Consider the following 20,902-nt stretch of genomic DNA (forward strand, 5'->3'; position numbering starts at 1 on the left):
ATTTAACGCTCGCTATTGGCTCGGCACGGGCGTAGGCTCGCCGCCATCACCGCACATCTCAACGGCTTCGACCGGTGACTGAGGGTCACGTGTGCTCCCGCCGAAGGCCTCGCAGGAGCATTCGATGTCTCGTGTTCGCATCTCGGAATGGATCGTGCCGCCGGTGATCGTTCCGTTGTTTTTGCTGCTTCTCGTGTGTGGAGCTGCCATCCTCAATGGCTAGGGCAACCCGCGTGCCGTATCTGGTCAGTGGGACCAAAGAATACGGAAGCTCCAATGTCGGCCGCGGCAGTGCAACGGTCGCGCTGCGGCTCGCGCGAAAACTGCTGCGCGAAGGCTACATGGACGTCAGGGTCTGCACTCCGCGTGGACGGGTGCTGCAGTCGAACGAACTCGACGAACTCAAACCACCAAAGGAGAGCGACATGGCGAAGGGCCAGCAACGCGGCAATCGCGAAGCCAAGAAGCCGAAGAAGGAAAAAGCCAAGGTGATCGCCGCGGCGCCGAGCCGCAAGGAAGTCGCTTGGCAGCCGGATTTCGGGGCGGTGAAAAAGAAGTAGCGAGGAACGAAGCCGAGCGTTCGAGGCGCGCCCGAATTGATCCTCCCAACCGGCAGCTTTGATGTCGCCTGTTCGTCCGTAGCGGACGGCGCGTCGGCGTTCCACGTCTGCTTTTCCAAGCGACATGGCTTGATTGAACGAGGCCGGCCCTCCGGCGATCGGGCGGATGGCACGAGATCGGCTGCACCCTGAATTCCTCGCCGCCGCATTGCTCGTTTAACCAAGCAGAAACCATCGCAAATGATCCGAAAATTTTAACGAAACTCCCTGGCCATCTCTGCGTCGGTTCGTCGGAGGGCCCGTCTGATGACAGAGCACCAGTTGAAAGAGCAGGAATTCCAGATCGCGCGTTACAGGCGCCTGGAGCGGGAAGTGACAGATCCGCTCGCCGCGTGTCTGCTTCACAGCATCATCGAGGAGCTTGAAGCCGAGCTGCGGAAGGACCGACCGGATTGGCACGGGCCGCGCGATTAACGCTTTCTTAGCGCTAATGATGCGGACTATCCGCTTGGGAATACCAGGGGGAGACGGCTCCCATGCTGAAGGACGGCACTTACGCGGCGTGGTACAACACGCCGCTCGACCAGGGTACCGGCATCGTCCATGTCGCAGACGGACAGATCTGGGGCCGCGACAGCCTGATGACGTATCATGGCTCCTGTCAGGTCGATGGAGATCGCTTCACCGCCACCGTATCGACGAAGCGTCATACCGACGGCCGCGCGACGGTGTTCGGCAACGACGATGAGCTGACGCTGACCATCGAAGGAAACTGCCCCGGCAAGATCGCGACCTACACTGCGACGGCCGTGCAAGTCCCGGGAATGGTCCTCCAGGGAACGCTCATCCTGACCGAAAAGCAGCCACCGGCACCTGAACGAACCGAGCAGATGCCGGCGTTCAATCCCGACAAGCTGCCGAAGTTGCCGAAGCGCTCGCGCTGAGCGAGGAGAGGCATCGCGCTGGCCTCCGCTACCCGGGCTGATAGCGGCAAACGGCAGCGGGACAGCCTTGAGGGCGTGAAGCCACTTTACAGATCTTCGAGGACGAGAGCGACAGACATGCGCAATACCGGTGCTCGGTCATTGCGCACTTCGACTGCTATCCGCTCGGCTGCGATCGGCCGCACGTCCGTTGACATTATGAAAATCAATCATCGCGGATTGACGAAGCTTAGACTTGCCGCGTCGTCTGTCGATGCTCGCTGTTGGTTGCGAGCGTCCCGCATCGGCAGAGGAGACGCTCGCCGGGGCTGGAGCCTGTACCAAGCCACCTGACCGGGCTCGAATTGGGCGCGGTCATGCCTCGACCAGAACGGCGGAGCATGGTCGCCGACCACCAGGATGTCGGCCGGCGCCACGGCTGGGTCGCGCGCAATCTTTGCGACGACGGCAAATACGTCATGCCAAAGTTCGGCCATCCTGCAAACCTTGGGTCGACCGAAGACGTCGCCGTCGGTCTCGCAATGAAAATCCGTCAGAGCTTGACCAGGCGCGACCGGAATATGAGTATTCAATGTGAGCCAATAGATGAAGCGTGGCTTGCCTTGCTTTCCCGCTTCGCGGGAGGCCGCAGAAATCACGGGCGCAAGATCTGCATCGCACGCGCCGGCGAAGGCGCTGCCGCATACGCGATGGGTCGTTTTGACCAGCTCGTCGCGGAAGAGTTCCTGGTCGAAGCCGATTGTCGGATACCACTGCTCACGTTCGAACATACCTCCAGCGAAGCCGTGCACGGCGATGTTGCTATACCCTTGCGCGGCCAGCAGATCCGGCAGGCAGGTGTTAGTGTCATTCTGAACGTACTCTGTGTAGAATGTGCGCGTATTGCATAGTTCCCGCATCTCGCCCGATGTCGTCGAACCGAAATAGACCGTTTTTCCGGAGGTGATGGTGTAGTCCCTGGTCAGATTTTGATCATACAGGGGTTCCGCTATGCGCGTTCGGGCGTTCTGGTCCTTCAGGTAGCCCAAGCTCTCGACGATCACCAGGACGACGTTATTTCCGTCGGCCCCGGCTGCCTGCCTAAAACCCGACACCTCAGCAGCGGATTGCATCGGCTCGTTGCGTCCCATCGTGGAGCCGAAATGGTAGTGTGGCGACGCGTTGCTGACATAGTCGAGCACGCTGAACGCCTGTGCCAAGAAGAAGAGAACCGGTATGTTCGCGTTCATAAGCATGGCGCGCGGCCTTAAGCATGCCAGGCTTATGCCCGTGGTTGTGACGAGTGTGACGATCAAAGCGAAATAAAGCGGTGAGGCGAAGAAATTGATGCGCCTCGCGTGGTCGACAGCTGCCATTAGGTCACTCAGCCCGATGCCGAACATGAGAGACAACGTTTGCACAACGTCGAAGGTGAGCACGGCAAGAAACAGCGCGACCGTGAGCATGAAGGGAATACGCCGCGCCAGGATGGCAATGCTGGCATAGAGAGCGATAGCGATGGTCCGCGGCGGCAAGCCGATATCGACCAATGAAGCCATCGTTGCCAGCGAGATTAGGTTTGGTATCAGCAGCCCGCCCGCGAGGAGCCGCACGTTGGGCGAATCGAGCGTGCCAAAGAACGTGGACCACTTTTCGCGACCTTGCGCGGCCTGTCGCGGATTGGCGGCAATTGACGATGGAGGCATTTTCGCAACCAAAAAGGGACTGTTTTTTCTGAGTGCAGCCTATAGGCGAGACCTGAAGCCTAGATTAATTGCGCTGCGGAAAAGGCGTTGAATGAGTTAACTATGTGGAGGCGGCCCCGGCTTGCCGACTTTCCAGGACGTCGAAGCCGGACATAATGCCTGAGCGTCCGCGCCGAAGCGTCGGGCGTCTGGCCCAAACCATCTCAGGAGGCAGCATCAATGTCGGACAAGGTCTCGCGTCGCCAATTCGCGAAAATCGCGGGGCTGTCCGCAGCCGGAATCGCAAATCCCGTTGGGGCGGTCGAGGTCAACCCGGCACCGCCGCCGCGCGCCGGCACCGGCTTTCCGGCGGGCTTTGTCTGGGGCACGGCGACCTCGTCCTATCAGGTCGAGGGCGCGGTCAACGAGGACGGGCGAGGGGCTTCGATCTGGGACAAGTTCGTGCGCGTCCCCGGCAAGATCGAGGACGGCACTACCGGCGACCGCGCCAATGAGCATTATCACCGCTACAAGGAAGATATCGCGCTCATCAAGGAGCTCGGCTGCAAGGCCTATCGCTTTTCGGTCGCCTGGCCGCGGGTGTTTCCGGATGGCGATGGCAAGCCGAACCCGAAAGGGCTCGACTTCTACAACCGGCTCGTCGACGAGCTCCTCAAGAACGGCATCGAGCCGTGGCTGACGCTCTATCATTGGGACCTGCCGCAATCGCTTCAGGATCGCTTCGGCGGCTGGCGCTCGACCGAGACCTGCAAGATCTTCGGCGACTATGCGGCCTATGTCGCCGAGCATCTGACCGACCGGGTCAAGAACGTGTTCACGCTGAACGAGAGCGGCCGCTTCGTTTATTTCGGTTACGGCATTGGCATCGACGCGCCGGGCCTGACGCTGCCGCAAGCCGAGATCAACCAGATCAGGCACAACAGCGCGCTCGCGCACGGGCTCGCGGTGCAGGCCGTGCGCGCCCATGGCCGCCACGGCACCAGGGTGGGACCGGCCGAGAATATCGATGCCTGCGCGCCCGCGATCGACACGCCGGAGAACGTCCGCGCCGCCGAGATCGCGCTGCGTGAGATGAATGGCGGCTATCTCAACGTCATCATGACGGGCCAGTATACCGAGGCGTTCCTGAAATTCGCGGGGGCCAACGCGCCGAAATACACCGATGCGGAGCTGAAGATCATATCCTCGCCGGTTGATTTCCTCGGCCTCAACATCTACGCGCCGCAGAACTACGTGGTGGCCTCCGACCAGGGTGCCGGCTTCATGCCGCTGCCGATCCCGAAATCGTTCCCGCACATGAATTCGGACTGGCTGCGCGTCGGACCCGAGACGATCTATTGGGTGCCGAAGCTGGCTGCCAAGATCTGGAAGACGGACGCGATCTATATCAGCGAGAACGGCACCTCCGGCGACGACGTCGTGAGGCCCGACGGCAAGATCTATGACACCGACCGCATCATGTATCTGCGCAACTATCTCGCCCAGCTCCAGCGCGCCACCAGTGAGGGCGTGCCGGTGCGCGGCTACTTCCTCTGGAGCCTGATGGACAATTTCGAATGGGTGTACGGGCTGAACAAGCGCTTCGGCCTCTACCACGTCAATTTCGACACCCAGGTCCGCACCCCAAAGCTCAGCGCCAGCTTCTATCGCAACGTGATCGCGACCAACGCGGCGGGGGTGTGATGTCTTCGCCTCTCCCCGCCTACGGGGAGAGGCCGGAATTTGCGACAGCAAATTCCGGGTGAGGGGACTCTCCGCGAGTCCATCTGTCACCGCCCTTGCTGAAGCTCCCCCTCACCCGGATTTTCCGCTGCGCGTAAAATCCGGCCTCTCCCCGCAAGCGGGGAGAGGCGAGGCGAGCCACCACGCATTGACTCTCCTCTCCCCCTTATTCAGAACCGTCCCCAACACCCAACAATAAGAGGACAACGCCAATGGTTGACGCGCTGATCATCGATGCCTGCCGCACCCCACGCGGCATCGGCAAGGCCGGCAAGGGAGCCCTCTCGGGCATTCATCCGCAGCAGCTCGGCGCAACCGTGCTGCGCGCGCTCGCCGACCGCACCGGCATCGACACCGCCGATGTCGATGACATCGTCTGGGGCTGCAGCGCGCAGGTCGCAACGCAAAGCGGCGATCTCGGCCGGATGTCGGCGCTCGATGCCGGCTACGACGTGCGCGCGAGTGCGGTGACGCTCGACCGTTTCTGCGGCTCCGGCATCACCAGCGTCAACATGGCCGCGAGCTCGATCATGGCGGGCGCCGAAGACCTCGTCATCGCCGGCGGCTGCGAGATGATGTCGATGGAGGGACGCCGCGGCGGCGGTCCGATGATGATGGACAACGGCAATCTGCGCCTGCGCGCGCGGCACCCGCAGTCGCATCAGGGCGTCTGTGCGGACGCGATCGCGACGCTGGAAGGCATCACGCGGCAGGACGTCGACGCGCTCGGGCTGGAGAGCCAGAAACGTGCGGCGCATGCCATGGCGAACGGCCACTTCAAGAAGAGTCTCGTGCCCGTCCACCGCGAGGACGGCAGCCTTGCGCTCGACCATGAAGAATATCCGCGCCCGCAGACCACGATGGAGGGTCTGAGCAGCCTGAAGCCGGCGTTTCCGGCGATCGCCGACTACGCGCTCGACGACAAGGGCACGACCTATCGCGGCCTGATCCTGCAGAAATACCCCGATCTGAAGATCGACTTCGTGCACCACGCCGGCAACTCGTCCGGCGTCGTCGACGGCGCCGCCGCGATCCTGCTGGCCTCGCCGGCCTACGCCAAGGCGCATGGCCTCAAGCCGCGCGCCCGCGTGGTGGCGATGGCGAACATGGGGGACTCGCCGACTCTGATGCTGAACGCGCCGGTACCGGCGACGCGCAAGGTGCTGGCGAAGGCCGGGCTGACCATCGACGACATCGACCTGTTCGAGATCAACGAGGCCTTTGCTGTGGTTGCGGAAAAATACATCCGTGATCTCAAGCTCGACCGCGCCAAGGTCAACGTCAATGGCGGCTCGATCGCGCTCGGCCATCCCATCGGCGCGACCGGCGCGATCCTGATCGGCACCGTGCTCGACGAGCTCGAACGGCGCGACCTCAAGCGCGGTCTCGTCACCATGTGCGCGGCCGGCGGCATGGCGCCGGCGGTCATCATCGAGCGCATCTAGCTTCACTCTCTCTCACCTCTCCCCGCTTGCGGGGAGAGGTCGGATTGCATCGTCAGATGCAATCCGGGTGAGGGGGACTCTCCGTGCGTCCGACTGTCACCTTGATCGCGGAAGCAGCCCCTCACCCCAACCCTCTCCCCGTAAGAACGGGGAGAGGGAGAGCAACTGCGATGGCGGCAACACAACGATCTAGCCCTTATTTTTCAGGGTGAATCGCGACCGGCCTCCGGCAAAGAGGCCGGTCGTCGCTTGTCGAAAGCATCGAATCAGCTTTAGCAAGGTGGCTTGCGGGCCTTTGAAACAAGGCAAAAACCGCTGCCTGAGGCTCCTTTCGCTCCGGAAGCAGCTAAAATGCAGGGTTTTTTGTCACAGAGGGCCAAAAAAGCCCGTAAAAGCGCGATAAAACTGTGCAGAAGGCTATAGGCCTTCGCCGCTTGGTCTAATATGCAACCGGCAACGAATCAGAGGAGACACGATGCCAACCCAAATGTCCAAATCGCAGCTGATCGAAAAGATTGCGACCGCCACCGAGCTTTCCAAGCGCGACGTCAAGAGCGTCATGGAGACGCTGACCGACGTCGGTCACAAGGAGCTCAAGAAGAACGGCCTGTTCCTGGTGCCGGGCTTCGCCAAGTTCGTGGTCATCAAGAAGCCCGCCACCAAGGCGCGCAAGGGCACCAACCCGTTCACGGGTGAAGAGATGATGTTCAAGGCCAAGCCGGCCCGGAAGATCGTCCGCGCCCGCCCGGTCAAGGCTGCCAAGGACGCCGTGGCCTGACAACGCAAAGGCCCCCTCGGGTAGGAGGGGGCCTTTTATTTGGGGCTGCCGCGAGGGTCTGAGACGGAGGGCTCAACCCTTGCGGCGCTTCACCCGGACCGGGACCGGCTGGAGCCGCGGTCCTGGCGCCGCCAGCGCATCGCGAACCCGGTCGATGGCGCGATCGAGCAGCTGGCGCAGCCGCTGCGTTTTCCGTGATCGCTTCGCTCTTTCCAGCAATCCGCTCATCGCCGTCACTCCGCTGCCTCGACCTTGGCATCAGCCGGCTCGAGCGCCGCGGCGATGGCTTCGTCCACGCGCTCCAGCCAGATGAATTCGAGGTTGTCCCGCGCGCTCTTCGGGATGTCGTCGTAATCCCGCTTGTTGCGCGCCGGCAGCATCACGCGCTTCAATCCGGCAGCGGCCGCAGCCACCACTTTCTCCTTGATACCGCCGACCGGCAGCACCAGGCCGCGCAGCGAGATCTCGCCGGTCATCGCGGTGTCGCTGCGCACCGTGCGATTGGTGAGTAGCGACGTCAGCGCCGTGAACATCGCAACGCCCGCGCTCGGCCCGTCCTTCGGGGTCGCACCCGCCGGAACGTGAACGTGGATGTCGCTCTTCTCGAACAGCTGCGGATCGATGCCGAGCTGGGTGGCTCTGCTCTTCACCAGCGTCATCGCAGCCTGCACGCTCTCGCGCATGACGTCGCCGAGCTGGCCAGTCAGGATCATCCCGCCCCGGCCGGGCACGCGCGAGGCCTCGATGAACAGGATGTCGCCGCCGACCGGCGTCCAGGCAAGGCCGGTGGCCACGCCCGGAATGCTGGTGCGCAGCGCGATCTCGCCCTCGAAGCGCGGCTGGCCGAGCACGGTGGCGATGTCTTTCGGGCTCACCACGACCTTCGCGGCCGTGCCCTCGGCGACCTGCACCGCGGCATGCCGGAACACCTTGCCGATCTCGCGCTCGAGGTTACGCACGCCGGCCTCGCGGGTGTAGCCCTTGACGATCAGCTTCAGCGCCTCCGGCTCGATCTCGGCCTGTTCGGCCGAGAGCCCGTTGGCCTCCAGCTGGCGCCGCACCAGGTAGCGCCGCGCGATCTCCAGCTTCTCCTCCTCGGTGTAGCCGGCGAGGCTGATCAGCTCCATGCGGTCGAGCAGCGGACCCGGGATCTGGTCCAGCATGTTGGCGGTCGCGATGAATACCACGCGCGATAGGTCGAAGGGCACGCCCAGGTAATTGTCCCGGAACGTCCCGTTCTGTTCGGGGTCGAGCACCTCCAGCATCGCGGCGGAAGGATCGCCCTGCACACCACGGCCCATCTTGTCGATCTCGTCCAGCATCATCACGCAGTTGCGTGCGCCCGCCTTCTTGATGCCCTGGATGATGTTGCCGGGCAGCGCGCCGATATAGGTGCGCCGGTGGCCGCGGATCTCCGCCTCGTCATGCACGCCCCCTAAGCTGACGCGTACGAAGGGACGATCCATCGCGCGTGCGATGGATTGGCCGAGCGAGGTCTTGCCGACGCCGGGCGGGCCGACGAAGCACAGGATCGGCGCCTTGCCCTGCGGAGCGAGCTTGCGCACCGCCAGATATTCGATGATCCGGCTCTTGATCTTCTCCAGGCCGAAATGGTCGGCATCGAGGATGCGGCGCGCTTCCTTGATGTCGATCGGCTTCTCCGCGGGCAGCGCCCAGGGCAGCTCGATCAGCCAGTCGAGATAGGTGCGGACCATGCCGGCTTCGCCGGCGGCCTCCGGCATGCGCTCGTAGCGGCGCAGCTCCTTCTTGGCGTGCGCATCCGCCTCGGGCGGCATGTTGGCCTTGGCGATGGCAGCCGTCAGCTCGGCGACCTCGGCCGCCTTGCCGTCGCCTTCGCCGAGCTGGCGCTGGATGGTCGCCATCTGCTCGCGCAGGATTGCCTCGCGCTGCCGCTCGTCGAAGCTGGCGCGGGTCTTCTGGCCGATTTCGTTGCTGATGCGCAGCACCTCCAGCCGTTCGGCGACGTGCTTCGACACCTTCTCGACGCGCAAGGCGAGGTCGATGGTCTCCAGCACCTCCTGCTTGTCCTGCGGCTTGATGTCCATGAACGAGGTCGCCAGGTCCGCCAGCGCGCCGGGCGCGCTGGTGCCCTGGAACATCGCGGCCAGTTCGGGCGGGGCCTGCGGCAGCAGCTCGATCGCCTCGAGGGCCAGGCGCTGCAGGTTCAGCGCGCGCGCCTCGATCTCGGGCGAGGTCGTGGTCGGCTCGGGGATCTGCTGGATGCGCGCAGCCGGGAACGGCGTGCCCGGCAGGAAGTCGAGGATGCGCGCGCGCTGCACGCCCTGGCAGACGATGTGGTGGGTGCCGTCGGGCGCGGTGATATAGCGCACGATATTGGCGATGGTCGCGACCCGGTAGAGGTCGTCCGGGCCGGGCTCGTCGATCTCGGGGCTGCGTTGCAGGACGATGCCGACCGGCCGCTGCTCGCGCAGCGCCTGCTGTGCGGCGGCGATGGACTTTGCCCGGCCGATCGAAATCGGCGCGATCGCGCCGGGGAACAGCACCATCTCGCGCACGGGGATGATGATCAGCGCGTCTTCGGGGACCTTCACGTCGGAATTGTTTTGGGAATTGGTCTGGGCGTTATTCATCTGTTCGGTGGCCATGATCGACCTCAGGATTTGGCGAGGCGCAGCGCGACGCAGCCGTCCATCACGAAGCGGCTGATGGCGTAGCGGCCAAGGGGGAGCGCGATGCGCCGCTCGAAGCGGCCCTGCGGCAGCTCGAGCCGGTGGATGCGGGCGTTGCGAAGCTCCGGCGGAAGGGTGCGCTGGCCGGAGATGACGAGCACGCCGTCGTGGATCATCGTCTCGACATTGTCTGGATTGACGCCGGGAAGCGCGACCAGGATCAGGAGCTCATGCTCGGTTTCGAGCACGTCGATCGGCGGCTCCCAACAGGCTTCCTGGCGGCCGAACTGCTGGCGCAGCCGTTCGGCGCGGGTCAGCGAGTCCAGGGCTTCGGACAGCATCCAGTCGAGGGGATTTTTGGGTTGCATGATGCGGACTCGGCGGTGGGAAAGGCTGCATATGGGACTGGTTCCGCGGAAATCCAGCCCGACGACGCGGGCGTGCCATGCGCCATCGTGTGATCCCGAACAGGCAAACGCCGCGGCCCGGACCGCGGCGTCTCGTCCTTGCGCGGGTGCGGCTCAGGCCGCCGCGCGGTACTCGTCTTCCGCTTCGAGGTTGATCACGGACGTCGCGAGCTCGGTCAGCGTGTGGTCGGTCGCCTCTTCCTCGTCCAACGTCTCCTGGAGCAGCCTCGCCGCGTCCTGCATGCCGAGCTCCTCGGCCCAGGTCCGCAGCGTGCCGTAGCGGGAGATTTCGTAGTGCTCCACGGCTTGCGCCGCCGCGAGCAGACCGGCGTCGAGGGCAGGGGCGTTCTTGAACGCCTTCATGATCTCGGCGCCCTCGTCGGTGATGCCGTTGATGGCCTCGCAAGTCTTGCCACGTGCGGGCTTGCCCAGCATCTTGAAGACCTGGTCGAGACGTTTGACCTGACCCTGGGTCTCGCGCAGATGCTTGTTGAAGGCCGCCGCAAGATCCTTCGAATGCGCGGCCTTGGCCATCTTAGGCAGCGTCTTGATGATCTTGTTCTCCGCGAAATAGATGTCCTTCAGCGTCTCCAGGAACAGGTCGCTGAGCATCTTCGGCGCCTGACGCGGTCGGCGCGCCGCGGTCTTCTTGGTTGTGCGTTTCTTCGCTCGTTTAGCCATACGTCCTCCTCTTGAGGTCACATGGGAAGGCGTCGCCTCCCTCAATCCTCAGGCGATCAAAGCCCTTTGAAAAACGAAAGTTCCAAACTGCAACCGGCGCTCACGGCGATCTCTCAGGTTGGGCGCTTGTAGGGATCCTCCTGCCGTTGCCGGGCCTCGGTGTTACGGTCGAGCTGCGCGCGTTCGCTGCGCCGCAGGCGTCCGGCCTTCATCACGCCGTAGACGAGGACCGCGCCGAGCAGGAAGGCTCCGATGAACCAGAGCCAGAGCAGGTTGGCCGAGAGATGGCCGAGCAGCATTCCGATTCCACTGTCGCTCATTGATCGTCTCCAGTGATTTCCAAAATGATCCTGCCGGGCTAAGTCAGTCCGCCTGCCATCGTTCCTTCCGCGGAGCCCCCCGAGACATGATCGATTTCGCCCTGTCGGCCTTCGTCACGCTGCTGCTGGTGGTCGATCCCGTCGGCCTTGCGCCGGCCTTCCTGGCCGCCACCGCCGGCATGCCCGACAAGATCAAGCGAACGGTCGCGTTGCGGGCGCCGCTGATCGCTGCCTCGATCCTGGTCGTGATCGCGCTGGTCGGAAACGGCCTGCTCCGCCAGCTGGGGATCGGCATTCCCGCCTTCCAGATCGCCGGCGGGCTGCTGCTGTTCGGCGTCTCCTACCAGATGATCTTCGGTGACCGTCCGCATCGCGAGGCCCGGGAGGCCGACAAGGCGACATCCGAGCATGCCTCCGATGTCGCGGTGTTTCCGCTCGCCATTCCCATGATGGCCGGCCCCGGCGCGATCGCGACCACGCTGCTGCTGGCGGGCGATGCCGGCTACGGGGCGAGGCTCGCGATCATCATCGCCGTGGTGCTCTCGGTCTGCCTGCTCTGCATGCTGTGCTTCGTCTCCGCGAGCCTGATCGCCCGCACCCTCGGGCGGACCGGAAATGCCGTGCTCTCGCGCGTGCTGGGCATGCTGCTCGCCGCCTATTCGGTGCAGTTCGTCATCAACGGCATTGCAGCCGTCCGGGCGAGCCCGTCATAGGGGGGCGACAATCTGTTAATTTATTGATTTTACGGTTCATTTCGAGAAGCCGCGGATCCGTCGGCAAGATGGCGCCCGATCAGGTCGCTTTCGCTTGCACTGCGACATTGCTTTGCCGTACTTCCCCTCTGACGTTCATCGCCAAGAAGCCGAGAAGAATCGAGATGTCGATGACAGCGGACGAGTTCGCCAAGAGACAGGCCATCATCGACGCCTGCCGCCGCATCAACGCGCTCGGCATCAACCAGGGCACCTCGGGCAATATCAGCGTCCGCATGGCCGGCTACGGCCTGTCGGAAGGGTAGGGCGGGCAGAAGGTGTTCGTTCGAATCAGACATCTGATCGATAGCAAGAGGACGAACCGCACCATGGTTCGGCTGCGTGCCCTGCTGCGCAGCAACGAGTTCTACCTGATCCCGCTCGCACTCGTGATCGGCACGCTGGCGGGCGCGATCGTGACGCTGATGGCCGAGATCGCCCAGATCGCGCACGTCGTGATCTACGGCATCCCCGTCGATGTTCGCCTCTCGTCCAATGCGAGCGTCAGTCCCTGGGCGGCACTGATCGCGCCGGCGCTCGGCGGACTCTCGCTCGGCATCATGGAATGGTCGCGGCGGCGCATGAAGATCTCGAACGCGGTCGACCCGATCGAGGCCAACGCGCTGCGCGGCGGCAATCTCTCGATGCGCGACAGCCTGGTGGTGTCGAGCCAGACCTTGATCTCCAACGGCTGCGGCGCTTCGGTCGGCCTCGAAGCCGGCTATACCCAGATCGGCTCGGGTATCGCCGCGTTGCTCGGCAAGTTCTTCAATCTCCGCCGCAACGATATGCGCCTGATGGTCGGCTGCGGCGCTGCCGCCGCGATCGCGGCGGCGTTCGGCGCGCCGATCACCGGCGCCTTCTACGCCTGTGAGCTGATCGTCGGCGTCTATTCGGTCGGCAGTGCCGCCCCGATCCTGGCGGCCTCGCTCGCCGGCGCTCTCACCGCGCAATGGCTGGGCGGCGCGCCGTACTCGCTGGAGATACCGAAGGTCAGCGCCGTCGGTGTCGAGCAGTACCTGGCCCTGATCGGGCTCGCCCTCGTCACCAGCGGCGTCGGCATCGCCGTGATGCGCTCCTCGCCGACGTTCGAGCGCCTGTTCGCCTGGATGCCGGTCTGGCTGCGTCCGGTGATCGGCGGCCTCATCGTCGGCGGCTTCGCGATTGTCACGCCGCAGGTGCTGGCCGCCGGCCACGGCGCCATGGTGCTCGATCTCTTTCACGACATGACGATCGGCCTGATCGCGCTGATCATCGCCCTGAAGGTGACGGCCTGCCTGGTCTCGCTCGCCTCGGGCTTCCGTGGCGGCCTGTTCTTCGCCTCGCTGTTCGTCGGCAGCCTGATCGGCAAGTTCTTTGCCGCGGTGCTGCTCTTGATCAGCCCGAATTTCGTGATCGATCCGCTGGTCGCGATGCTGACCGGCATGGCGACGCTCGGCGTGGCCATCGTCGGCGGCCCCTTGACCATGTCGTTCCTCGTGCTCGAGATGACGCGCAATGTCGACGTCACCGCCGTGGTGCTGGCCGGCTGCATCGTCACCTCGATCTGCGTCCGCTTCATGTTCGGCCACTCATTCTCGACCTGGCGCCTGCATCTGCGCGGCGAGACCATCCGCAGCGCCAACGACGTCGGCTGGCTGCGCAACCTCACCGTCGAGCGGCTGATGCGCTCGGACGTCGGCAAGGTGCCGTCGACCACGACGATCGCGGCCGTGCGCCGCGAATTCGCGCTGGGCTCGCGGCCCGGTATCGTCATCGTCAATAATGCGGACGAATATGTCGGCCTCGTCCTGCTGCCCGACCTGTACTCCAGCGATCTCGACACCATCGCAGACGAAATCCAGGTGATCGAGCTCGCTCGCCTGATCGACATCGTGCTCATCCCGGAAATGAACGTGAAGTCGGCGATGGCGGTGTTCGACGAGGCCGAAGCCGAGATGCTGGCGGTGGTGGATTCCACCGACAGCCGCAAGGTGGTCGGCTTCCTCACCGAGAACTTCGCGCGCCGCCGCTATGTCGAGGAGATCGACAAGGCGACGCGCGGCGTGCTGGGGGCGCTGTCGTAGGGGCGCCCCGGCTATTGGCCTGGTTGAGGTGGGGCGGCGACGAGGCAGGCCACGATCCGGCGGACCAGCGGCAGCACCACGAGTAGCGTCGGGAAAGCGACGAGCCATGACAGGCCCCAGGCGCCGGGCCATATCGCCAGGAACGCCGGCGTTGCGCCGAGGCTTCGCAGCGTCGAAATGACCGACACCACCGCCGTCATGAGGATCGACAGCACAAAGGGCATCACGATCGGCGCATAGCGCGCCGGCAGTTTACGAACCGCAATCATCTGATTTCTTTCGAGGAAAAGGACGCGTCGATCACGTTGAACCTTCGAAAATGGCATCGATCCCGACGGCGTCGGTTGATGCGTTGGTTCACGTGACACGCTTACGGCGACCGAAAAACGGCGCGGCTGTTCATTATCCGCTCAGGTTGGATGGTTCAAGCTGGATCTGATCGTTCGGTTTACAATCGTTCAAGGCGTGGCAGATCGCCGCGATCAGGAAACCATTTCAGTGGTTTGCGCGTTACGTGTCGTTGCTTATGTCGCTTTGGCGAGAACAGAGGCGAGAATAGGGGAAGCTCAAAATGAGTGAAGGACCGATGATTTCCGCAGCCCGCCGCAACATGGTCCTGGCCGCGTTCGCAAGCCTGGCAATGGTCGCAGCCCCCGTATCGCCCTCGGCAGCGGCGTCCTCAGCACCGGCCAGGGCGATGTCCGCAAAGGGTGTCACGGCAGGGCAGGGCTCCTCCGACGTCACTGATTTCAGCGCTGCCCGTCGCCGCCATTACTATCGACGCGGGCCGAACGCCGCAGGTCTCGCCTTCATGGGCATGGCGGCCGGTCTGATCGGAGGCGCGATCGCCGAGAGCCAGCGCCGCGAGTACTATGAGAACCGCTATTATTATGGCCCGGGTCCTTACTACGGCGGCCCGGGCTATTACGGCGGCGGTCCCTATTACGGCGGCCCGCGCTACTATTACCAGCCATATTAAGCGATCGTTTTCGTCCAAAAGGGGTGGTGCTTTGCACCGCCCCTTTTTGCTGTGTGTCGCCCCTCAGTCAATCCCAGCTCGCGAAAATATTCCGCTTTACCGAAATTCGGAATTGGCGTATGTGTAGCTCATCCCGGCTCACCCTTGAGGGGCGATCATGTGTCGTGATGATCGCAGAGCCGGGCTTGCGGTGGACGCGGCAGCGTCAGGCGCGAGAGCTAAGGGCAGGGCGGATTGCTCTCCGTGAGCCCTGAAGCTTCGCGCAGACGGACGGCGCTGTCAGGTTCGTCACGCCAGCATTTCGATGGCAACGTGCACAACGCCGTCGAACCCTGTGGCGCAGGCGAACCGCGCGTACGGCAAAACCGTGTGGTCCTTTCTGCAAGCAGTTTTTCGGGGCTGTGGAAAGCGGCGTAAGCCTCTGTAAATGAAGGCACTTCTCGGTCGCGGCTGGAAAACGGAAGGCCCGCCGGAAACCCGCCGGGCCCTATTAGGCCCTATTTCACAGATGCGCGGGCGCGGCCCGATCTGGTGACCTTTCGCCCCCTCCGACGTCGCCGTAACGGCCTCTCCGCGACCTTGCCGCCGCCGCTGCGGTCCGGGCGTTGCTGTTAGCCCTGCCGCTTCCGGCGCGCCGTACGGCCTTCCTACGGCCTCGCGCCGTTCGCCCGTCCCCGTGTCGTGATGGTGACGCCTTCGACGCGTGGGCTCGACGATGAATGACGCGATCAGTTCATTTTCCACTCTTCGTGAGGTGGAAGCGGCCCGCCGTCCAGCTCGTGACTGACAACTAAACATTTTCCATTGATGAGGCGCGATCCGACCGTTTCGACGACCCATCCAGAGCGGGTGTTCACTTCAAAGCTGTAGCTTCCTTCGATTGGGTGGTCCCAAGTTGCTGAAATCTCATCAGCGCTGCGCCTAACAATTCTCTTATGAGCCAGCCCTGGCACATCGCACCTCTGATATCGACTGCACAATTGGAGAAGGTGCGTTTCCGTAACGAGCCAACTCTCGTTTCTCTCGTTTCGGCTGGAAGGGAAGTCCCTGTCGAATAGGCGACAGTGAAGTATGGTTTCAGCCGTTACGCTGCTGGTGAACAACAAGGCTGAAAAGGTGGCGAGCGCAAAGCGGGTCAGCATGACATATGAGTTCCGAGACGGGCGTGCATCTTATATCGGCCGTCTCCACGCGGATACCCGATGACGTGATGCCATCCGCTCCCGGTGCGGCGCCGCCTGCCGCCGCCGTCGCGTGTCGTGGCGATGCCGCGCTCGATAGTGATGACGCGATGGACGTGATGGCGCCCGCGCGATGGCCGTCGGAAGGAAGACCGTCCCTCTGTAATCGCACCCTCTGGTGACAATCACCCCGGCCCAGCTTGGCTACCTGCTGGAGGGCATCGACTGGCGGATGCCACAACATTAGCGTGGCGCTCCGCCGAGCGGCCTCCGAATTAAAGATATTAAAGGTAGTTTATTTGCTTTTTAAAGTTGATAGAATAACCAGCGGCATTCGTATCTGGATGGCGCACTGGACGTCTGATTGCGGTCGAAGCGACCGCGGGTCCCGCGTCCGCTCTACCGCCGATAGCCGGATGCTCTGGCGCAGCAGAACAATTGATATCTCGCACCGAAGCGGACTGCCTACGTCATGTCCGTTTAATTTCTTTGGATGCGATAGCGGGCGTGCTGGATTGGCTTCAATCGTGTGTACGCGCAGTAGCAGAGCGCGTCCTGGTTTGACCCAATTTGGAACGAAGGACATTGCTGCAGTAATGGTTCCATGTAATGCGTACAGCGAGCCAAACAATGGTCACAAAAATACAGCGAATGCTCAAACGTTTGCCGACGTATGTAGCCGACATCAAGGAAAATCCCCGGTGGTTGCCGATGTTTGCGCTGGGCCGCGTGATGCTGTTCCGCAATCTCGCATGGAAGTTTACCGCTCCACCCGAGCACATCGATCTCACGAACACGCTTTTCCCGGAACTTAGCGTCGAGCGTGTGACGGAGCAGTTGCGGCGAGACGGGCTATTTCAGGGCGTCAGGCTTCCGACAAACATCACGTCGCAGATCTCTTCCTTTGCCCGACGCACGCCCTGTTTCGGCAATTTCGATCGCAAAATTGAGCTGGTCGCCGAGGAACATCGCCCGATCGAGCTTGCGATCGGGAAGGCCATTGTCACAGGCCACTTCTTCGAACGCGTGCTGGATTGCGAAGCGGCCTGCCGCGTCCAGCAGGATCCGCTATTGTTGCAGATCGCCCAGAACTATTTGGGAGGCGAGGCGCGCGTCACCGCGACGCGGCTCTGGTGGAGCTTTCCGAGCAAGAAGGCGAAAGACTACGGCCTCCATCTAGCCTCACAGGACCGGTTTCATTTTGATCTCGATGATTGGAGGATGATCAAGTCCTTCTTCTACATCGAAGCGGTAGACGAAAGTTCGGGCCCGCATGTCTATGTCGTGGGCAGCCACAGGCAGCGCCTCCTGCGACACCAGTTCACACTTATGGTCGGCCACCCCTCGGAGGAGATCGAGCGGACCTATGGTCGCGACGCGATCGTGAAACTGACGGGGCCTGAAGGCTTCGGCTTTGTCGAGGATCCCTTCGGATTCCATATGGGTTCGCTGGCCAAACGCGCGCCGCGCCTCGTCTTGGAAATCAGCTTCGGCGTCAGCGAAAAGCTGCACCGTCGTTTCTATGGTGAGCCAGTGATTCATTAGCTGCCAGTCGGGCGGTTGCGATGTGCGCCGACGTGGCCGCGGCGATTAAGCAATTCCTTCGGCTACGGCCGATCAGCCACACACCAAATCTGTTTGATGAAGGAAGGGGATAATCCGGACGGCACCGACTACCGTCCGGCTAAGCTCCTGCTTGGAGCCGTCCGGCGTGCAAGCAACGCCGCGCATTGCGCGGATCGATGTCGAGGACGTGGATCATGTCGCGGCCACCATAGGACCTTCCGTTGTCCCTGTAACGCGACTAAAGAACACACACGTCGGGAGAGAGTTGTAAGGATTGGTCAATGTCCGTTTGGGGTCCAAAACGCGACTTGCATTCTACGTCGGCTCTTAGGCCGGACCGGACGTTTACGGCCTGCTTCGCTGCTTGAGGGCCCACAGCCGGTAAGCTTCGTCCTCGTAAGGGTCGGCGGCTGTCGGCGGCGGGACTAGCTTGGCCCCTTTTGCGGAAGTGATCGAGCCCGCGACCAAGCTTGCGACCGGCGAGTGTGTGCTGGTCGTTGGCCCAGTCCGGAATCGTCGGCGCGAAGTCCTCCAGCGATGACCGCAGGCCTATGGCGGCTGCGAAGTGGCAGCCCGCGCGGGACTTTGGTGACCGGCACATCATGCGGATCACATTGCCGATCATCAACCGGGCTTCACCGATCGATTTGCTGTAGCGGTCCCTTGATGCCGCGAGCGATGCGGTGACGAACGGGAAGACATGCGGAGCTGCCAACGTGTCGAGGTCCTCGTGGCAGATGACCTCAAGCCTGTTGCAGACCATCGAGTGGAAGGCTTTCGAGGTGTGCATGAGTTCGACCGCGAACTCCATGGCTTCCTTCTCCATGCTGCGTCTGATCGCCTTCTGCATCGCGCTGACGCAGGCCATCGCGGGAAGGCCGTTCTTGGTATCGGGGATTATGACCGGCTTGCTCCGTCGCGTGAGACGGGGCCGACGACGGTGGTCTCGCCCGCGACCTTCGCCGCGACGAGCGCGCGGGCCTGCTCGATCGAATAGGCGTGGATGACGAAAAGCGGTTTCGGGTTCTGGCCGGGTGTCTGCTGAAAAACCGTAAAGGGTTTCGGGGTTGGCACGGGGTGCTCCTGTGACCGGATTGGGTGCCCTCCCGTTCAGCCACCGTTGCCGCGTGCAGTAAAACATTGGTTTTGCTTGAAAATTCATTCTCCAACATTATTTGCGGCCTGATTTTACCGCTGCCCTTGGGGCGCCTCCGTTGTGCCCGTCGCGTTATCCACCGCAATGGGTAGCGACTTGCCCGTCCCGCGCCGGCTGGCGCATTTTCTCTCCGCAATGGGCACCAAATCACGCGAGACAATTTACGGCGCTTCGGTCCGGGCAGCGGCGGAGCGGGCCGCTGAGGTACGAAGGCAAGCCGACCGGCTCGCCTGCGATGCGTGGAATAAGCGCATGCTGGCCTTCAAAGGACCGGCGCAGCCTTCGCCGACGCTCGGTGATGCCCTCAATGCAGGTTACCTTTACCTCGAAGTCCGATGTCTCGGTTGCGACACCAATCAGGCCGTCGCCCTGGACATCGTGCGGCGGCCGAAGTCAACGCCAGTTCATGAGCTGGAGCGCTACATGCGGTGCAAGCTGTGCTCGGAGCAGCGCGGCTATCCCTACAAGCGGAGCCATCTGGTCGCGCTGCGAACTACCAAGATTTCTGCCAGTGATCCGGCATCAAGTTGGTGGCCGGGTGAGAGGTGAAATGATGATGAGGGAGCGACGATGAACGGGAGCCGCTACTACGTGGTGCGATCAGAGGGCACGAAATACGGCATAGGCTTTGGCAGCGCGCTGGCTATCGCCATCAGCTACACCACCAACAAGTCGATCCTCTGGGCGATCATTCACGGCATTCTGGGCTGGCTGTACGTGATCTACTTCGCACTGTTCTGGTCGTAGCCGTCGCCGATGTGCAACCTGTACAGCATCACCACCAACCAAGCCGCGATTATCAACCCGTTCCGCGTCGTCAATCGCTACGTCGGCAATCTCGCGCCGATGCCCGGCGTCTTTCCTGACTATCCGGCTCCAGTGATCCGCAACACCGAGGCGGGCACCGAGATAGTGACGATGCGCTGGGGCATGCCGCCGCCGCCACGCACGGGCGGACCGCCCGTCACTAACATCCGCAACACGTCGTCGCCTCACTGGCGCGGCTGGCTCAAGCCGGAGAACCGATGCTTGGTCCCGGCGAATAGCTTTGCCGAATACGCGCCCGAGCCTAACCCCGAGACCAAGAAAAAGGATGTGGTGTGGTTCGCGCTTAACAAGGATCGCCCACTGTTCGCGTTCGCAGGCATCTGGACCGAGTTCAAGGGCGATCGTGGCACCAAATCCAAGCCGATCCCCGGACCACATTTGGTCTATGGCTTCCTAACCACCGAAGCGAATGCCGTGGTCGCACCGATCCACTCCAAAGCCATGCCCGTCATCTTGACCACCGACGAGGAGCGCGACGTTTGGATGCGCGCGCCATGGGATGAGGCGAAGGCACTGCAGCGGCCACTGCCGGACGACGCGCTCAAGATTGTCATGCGCGGGACCGACAAGGAAGATAAGGCAGCAGCGTGATACGAATTTCGAGAGCCGGAAGCATGCGGTCGCCGGTTATCGTGATCGGTCGGCTCGCTTTCAAGTTCGCACGCAACCAGCGGGGCCGCGACAGCAATCTTTATGAGGCGAAGCTGTACCGAAATTCGAACGAGAGCCGCCGCGCGCTTCTGTGTCCTGTCCTCTGGGTGTCACCGAAGGGAGCCCTGCTGATCATGCGTGCGGCGCGGCCGCTTTCCGAAATGATGAGCGAGGTGGAATACATCCAAGCCTTTACGGCTTGGGAGTACAAGCCGGGCGAAGATAGTTGCCCGTTTGAACCAAAGGCGTCCGACTGGGGATGGTTCAAGGGCCGCAAAGTTGCCCTCGATTATTCGACGCCCGCGTGGGAAAGAGATGACGATGTGGCCCGATAGTATCGTGTCTAGGCAAACCTCTCACGCGAGTACGTCACGAAAGCGGATCGCAACCACATGACAGACCATCTCTCCGTCCCTGGTGTCCTTGAAGAAATCGTTCAGCGCTACAACGCCAAGGAGGAGCCGTTCGACGAATTCGCCATCAGTGGCGAGCTGAACGCGGCGCGCATGGCGTTGATTGATCCCTCCGAG

The 20,902-nt window shown here is 62.7% G+C and carries 23 protein-coding genes and 1 pseudogene; 15 read left to right on the forward strand and 9 right to left on the reverse strand.

Annotated features, from left to right (window positions below; genetic code table 11):
- The first annotated feature begins 215 nt into the window (after positions 1–215).
- From CWO91_RS43635 to CWO91_RS00540, 3 genes are all read left to right on the forward strand, one after another.
- A complete protein-coding gene (locus CWO91_RS43635; protein ID WP_208752961.1) occupies positions 216–560 on the forward strand; it encodes a hypothetical protein in 345 nt (114 codons plus the stop codon).
- Between the two features lie 306 nt (positions 561–866).
- Positions 867–1,034 (forward strand): hypothetical protein, encoded by a 168-nt coding sequence (locus CWO91_RS42595; RefSeq protein ID WP_164939438.1) that lies wholly within the window; start codon positions 867–869, stop codon positions 1,032–1,034.
- 62 nt (positions 1,035–1,096) lie between these two features.
- On the forward strand, positions 1,097–1,504 hold the full coding sequence (locus tag CWO91_RS00540; RefSeq protein WP_130211780.1) for a hypothetical protein: 408 nt from the start codon (positions 1,097–1,099) through the stop codon (positions 1,502–1,504).
- 209 nt (positions 1,505–1,713) lie between these two features.
- Here CWO91_RS00540 and CWO91_RS00545 read toward each other — a convergent pair whose 3' ends face one another.
- A complete protein-coding gene (locus CWO91_RS00545; protein WP_130211781.1) occupies positions 1,714–3,189 on the reverse strand; it encodes a sulfatase-like hydrolase/transferase in 1,476 nt (491 codons plus the stop codon).
- Between the two features lie 219 nt (positions 3,190–3,408).
- Here CWO91_RS00545 and CWO91_RS00550 point away from each other — a divergent pair, with 219 nt between their 5' ends.
- The 3 genes from CWO91_RS00550 (at position 3,409) to CWO91_RS00560 (ending at position 7,134) form a co-directional block, all read left to right on the forward strand.
- Positions 3,409–4,872 (forward strand): GH1 family beta-glucosidase, encoded by a 1,464-nt coding sequence (locus CWO91_RS00550; RefSeq protein WP_130211782.1) that lies wholly within the window; start codon positions 3,409–3,411, stop codon positions 4,870–4,872.
- A gap of 251 nt (positions 4,873–5,123) precedes the next feature.
- Entirely contained in the window at positions 5,124–6,356 is a 1,233-nt protein-coding gene (locus CWO91_RS00555) for an acetyl-CoA C-acetyltransferase (RefSeq protein WP_130211783.1), read from the forward strand.
- A 475-nt stretch (positions 6,357–6,831) separates the two neighbouring features.
- Positions 6,832–7,134: an HU family DNA-binding protein gene (locus tag CWO91_RS00560; RefSeq protein ID WP_084805933.1), complete on the forward strand. Its 303-nt coding sequence runs from the start codon at positions 6,832–6,834 to the stop codon at positions 7,132–7,134.
- A 72-nt stretch (positions 7,135–7,206) separates the two neighbouring features.
- On the opposite strand, the gene CWO91_RS42600 is transcribed toward CWO91_RS00560, so the two are convergent.
- The 5 genes from CWO91_RS42600 to CWO91_RS00580 form a co-directional block, all read right to left on the reverse strand.
- The gene (locus CWO91_RS42600; protein WP_164934584.1) at positions 7,207–7,362 is read right to left on the reverse strand and encodes a hypothetical protein; all 156 of its coding nucleotides are present in this window, start codon (positions 7,360–7,362) and stop codon (positions 7,207–7,209) included.
- A 5-nt stretch (positions 7,363–7,367) separates the two neighbouring features.
- The gene (lon, locus tag CWO91_RS00565) at positions 7,368–9,761 is read right to left on the reverse strand and encodes an endopeptidase La (RefSeq protein ID WP_130211784.1); all 2,394 of its coding nucleotides are present in this window, start codon (positions 9,759–9,761) and stop codon (positions 7,368–7,370) included.
- 8 nt (positions 9,762–9,769) lie between these two features.
- Positions 9,770–10,153 carry an Hsp20/alpha crystallin family protein gene (locus CWO91_RS00570; protein WP_130211785.1) on the reverse strand — a complete coding sequence of 128 codons (384 nt, stop codon included), beginning with the start codon at positions 10,151–10,153 and terminating at the stop codon, positions 9,770–9,772.
- Between the two features lie 153 nt (positions 10,154–10,306).
- Complete coding sequence (locus tag CWO91_RS00575) at positions 10,307–10,873, reverse strand: ferritin-like domain-containing protein (RefSeq protein ID WP_130211786.1); 567 nt, start codon at positions 10,871–10,873, stop codon at positions 10,307–10,309.
- A gap of 113 nt (positions 10,874–10,986) precedes the next feature.
- The gene (locus CWO91_RS00580) at positions 10,987–11,193 is read right to left on the reverse strand and encodes a hypothetical protein (RefSeq protein ID WP_130211787.1); all 207 of its coding nucleotides are present in this window, start codon (positions 11,191–11,193) and stop codon (positions 10,987–10,989) included.
- Between the two features lie 86 nt (positions 11,194–11,279).
- Here CWO91_RS00580 and CWO91_RS00585 point away from each other — a divergent pair, with 86 nt between their 5' ends.
- From CWO91_RS00585 to CWO91_RS00595, 3 genes and pseudogenes are all read left to right on the forward strand, one after another.
- On the forward strand, positions 11,280–11,906 hold the full coding sequence (locus CWO91_RS00585) for a MarC family protein (RefSeq protein WP_130211788.1): 627 nt from the start codon (positions 11,280–11,282) through the stop codon (positions 11,904–11,906).
- Positions 11,907–12,070: 164 nt separating this feature from the next.
- Positions 12,071–12,187 (forward strand): annotated as a pseudogene (locus CWO91_RS00590) (class II aldolase/adducin family protein); the annotation flags it as partial.
- A 36-nt stretch (positions 12,188–12,223) separates the two neighbouring features.
- Positions 12,224–14,011 carry a chloride channel protein gene (locus CWO91_RS00595; protein WP_130211789.1) on the forward strand — a complete coding sequence of 596 codons (1,788 nt, stop codon included), beginning with the start codon at positions 12,224–12,226 and terminating at the stop codon, positions 14,009–14,011.
- Between the two features lie 11 nt (positions 14,012–14,022).
- On the opposite strand, the gene CWO91_RS00600 is transcribed toward CWO91_RS00595, so the two are convergent.
- A complete protein-coding gene (locus CWO91_RS00600) occupies positions 14,023–14,280 on the reverse strand; it encodes a DUF2798 domain-containing protein (RefSeq protein ID WP_130211790.1) in 258 nt (85 codons plus the stop codon).
- Between the two features lie 302 nt (positions 14,281–14,582).
- On the opposite strand from CWO91_RS00600, the gene CWO91_RS00605 reads away from it, so the two are divergent.
- On the forward strand, positions 14,583–14,990 hold the full coding sequence (locus tag CWO91_RS00605; RefSeq protein ID WP_130211791.1) for a hypothetical protein: 408 nt from the start codon (positions 14,583–14,585) through the stop codon (positions 14,988–14,990).
- A 1,832-nt stretch (positions 14,991–16,822) separates the two neighbouring features.
- Entirely contained in the window at positions 16,823–17,716 is an 894-nt protein-coding gene (locus tag CWO91_RS00615) for a hypothetical protein (protein ID WP_245471081.1), read from the forward strand.
- A 259-nt stretch (positions 17,717–17,975) separates the two neighbouring features.
- Here the strand turns inward: CWO91_RS00615 and CWO91_RS00620 are convergent, their stop codons facing one another.
- Positions 17,976–18,587, reverse strand: a complete 612-nt coding sequence (locus tag CWO91_RS00620) for a hypothetical protein (protein ID WP_130211793.1) — start codon at positions 18,585–18,587, stop codon at positions 17,976–17,978.
- A gap of 47 nt (positions 18,588–18,634) precedes the next feature.
- On the reverse strand, positions 18,635–18,811 hold the full coding sequence (locus tag CWO91_RS42605; RefSeq protein ID WP_165405156.1) for a hypothetical protein: 177 nt from the start codon (positions 18,809–18,811) through the stop codon (positions 18,635–18,637).
- A 217-nt stretch (positions 18,812–19,028) separates the two neighbouring features.
- Here CWO91_RS42605 and CWO91_RS00625 point away from each other — a divergent pair, with 217 nt between their 5' ends.
- Genes CWO91_RS00625 through CWO91_RS00635 form a run of 4 tightly spaced genes read left to right on the forward strand, consistent with a single transcriptional unit; the run spans position 19,029 to position 20,707 of the window.
- Complete coding sequence (locus CWO91_RS00625) at positions 19,029–19,442, forward strand: hypothetical protein (protein ID WP_130211801.1); 414 nt, start codon at positions 19,029–19,031, stop codon at positions 19,440–19,442.
- A 42-nt stretch (positions 19,443–19,484) separates the two neighbouring features.
- Entirely contained in the window at positions 19,485–19,640 is a 156-nt protein-coding gene (locus CWO91_RS42610) for a hypothetical protein (RefSeq protein WP_164939291.1), read from the forward strand.
- A 9-nt stretch (positions 19,641–19,649) separates the two neighbouring features.
- Positions 19,650–20,312 carry an SOS response-associated peptidase gene (locus CWO91_RS00630; protein ID WP_130211794.1) on the forward strand — a complete coding sequence of 221 codons (663 nt, stop codon included), beginning with the start codon at positions 19,650–19,652 and terminating at the stop codon, positions 20,310–20,312.
- A gap of 23 nt (positions 20,313–20,335) precedes the next feature.
- Positions 20,336–20,707: a hypothetical protein gene (locus CWO91_RS00635; protein WP_130211795.1), complete on the forward strand. Its 372-nt coding sequence runs from the start codon at positions 20,336–20,338 to the stop codon at positions 20,705–20,707.
- Positions 20,708–20,902: the final 195 nt, after the last annotated feature.

The sequence above is a fragment of the Bradyrhizobium genosp. SA-3 genome (assembly GCF_004212635.1).
In the GTDB taxonomy this organism is placed as follows: Bacteria; Pseudomonadota; Alphaproteobacteria; order Rhizobiales; family Xanthobacteraceae; genus Bradyrhizobium.